Raw genomic sequence first — 1785 nt, forward strand, 5'->3', positions numbered from 1 at the left:
CCTCGAGGATCTGGCGGCGATAGCATGATGGACACACCCGTTCCCATCCCGAACACGGAAGTTAAGCATCATAACGGCGACGATAGTGTGAAGACGCGACAATAGCAAGCTGCCAGGTCCTTTTTTTATGCCTTCCGACAGGAGGGCTTTTTTAGTAGTGTAAGTTTCTTGTAAGAATGATATGATAGATAAGAGTATAAAAGAGGAGATAATATGATTAAGATAGTAGAAGAAAAGGATGCAAAGTTTATAACTCATGCTGGATCATTTCATGCAGATGATGTTATGGCGACAGTCTTATTAGAAATATTATATGAAGATGTTTCACTTGCGAGAGTTGCAGAAATAGATGAAAAAGATACAGATGCTTTTGTCTATGATATTGGTTTAGGAAAGTATGATCATCACCAGGATGATAAAGTAAGAAGAGATAATGGAATTGCTTATTCTTCTGTAGGTCTTATTTGGCGTGACTATGGCATGCAGATACTTGAAAAATTAGGAATTCAAGATTATATAGAAGATTATTTTTATGATATAGATGATCAGATTATCATGCCTATAGATGCATTGGATAATGGAGAAGGTGAACGCATTTCCATGACTATTTCATCTGTCATTTCTATTAGTAACCCTTTCTGGAATTCACCTATTAGTGGAGATGAAGCATTTTTAAAATCAGTTGATTTTATGAGAACGGTTTTTCATGTATATATTGAATATTTAAAGGATGTTTATAATAATAATGAACTTGATTGGGATGATGGTTATGATTGGTTAGATCAGGTGATGAAGAAGATTGTTTTAGATAAAGCCAATGAAGCGAAATGTTTCATTTTTAATGAAGAAGGTGATGCCATAGATATGTGGAAAGAATATGGTGAAGAAATCATCACTTATTACAATAAATCAAGTAAACATGCAGATTTAGGTGTATATGATGTGAATAAGATGTTTGTGCAGCCACTTTCTTTTGAACGTGAAGAAACAGATGAAGTCACTGCTTATCCAGTAGAACAGCTCGCTATCTTAATGGAACACTATCATAAAAATGGTGAACCATTACTTAAAGAGATATTTGATACCTGCATTCATTCAGAAGTAAGTAGAATTCAAGGAATGGATTATGTTGAAGCACAAATTGATTTATCAGAACATCATATTATGATTCTAGAACAGTTTGTCCCATGGAAAGGCACGTTACTTAAATCAGAAAGCAATAAAGTGAATGATATCTATTTAACTGTGTTTCCATCTCAAAGAGGAGGATGGAACTTTCAAGGCGTTCCTCTATCGCCAGCAAGCTTTGATACACGTATCAAAGTACCTGAAGAGTGGTGTGGAAAACGTGATCAAGAATTAGTAGAACTTACTGGAGTAGAAGGTGCGCGCTTTATCCATCCAGGAGGATTTATTGGTGGTGCTGAAAATTTTGAATCCATTATGGAACTAGCACAACGTATTGTAGAATATACTGAACAAAATAAAACACATTAAACTATTAAACATGGCTGTCTTATGTGATAAGATAGCCTTTTTTTGATGAAAATAACCAATATAAGAGATTTTAAATATTTTTTATAAAAAAATCAAAAAATATTAAAAAAACACTTTACAAACGCCCGGATATTGGGTATTATAGACAGGCAGTCCGCAAGACGGGCTGAGACAGAACATTGAAAACTGAACAGATACACGTCAGATTTATTTGAAAACATTTAATTGATGAGCTGAACATCAGCTCTTCACATATTCAGTGGAGAGTTTGATCCTGGCTCAGGATGA

1 protein-coding gene and 1 rRNA gene are annotated in these 1785 nt (G+C 34.6%); both read left to right on the forward strand.

The window, feature by feature from the left end; all coding sequences use genetic code 11:
• The first annotated feature begins 9 nt into the window (after positions 1-9).
• Positions 10-118, forward strand: a 5S ribosomal RNA gene (rrf, locus tag H8909_RS12950).
• Between the two features lie 95 nt (positions 119-213).
• Complete coding sequence (locus H8909_RS12955; protein ID WP_187013120.1) at positions 214-1497, forward strand: MYG1 family protein; 1284 nt, start codon at positions 214-216, stop codon at positions 1495-1497.
• Positions 1498-1785: the final 288 nt, after the last annotated feature.

Origin of the sequence: Catenibacterium faecis (assembly GCF_014306455.1) — a bacterium.
GTDB classification, from domain to species: domain Bacteria; phylum Bacillota_I; class Bacilli_A; order Erysipelotrichales; family Coprobacillaceae; genus Catenibacterium; species Catenibacterium mitsuoka_A.

Bases quoted from the DNA above. Each gene is read 5' to 3' on its own strand.
- H8909_RS12955 (WP_187013120.1), top strand. From the start codon at position 214: ATGATTAAGATAGTAGAAGAAAAGGATGCAAAGTTTATAACTCATGCT.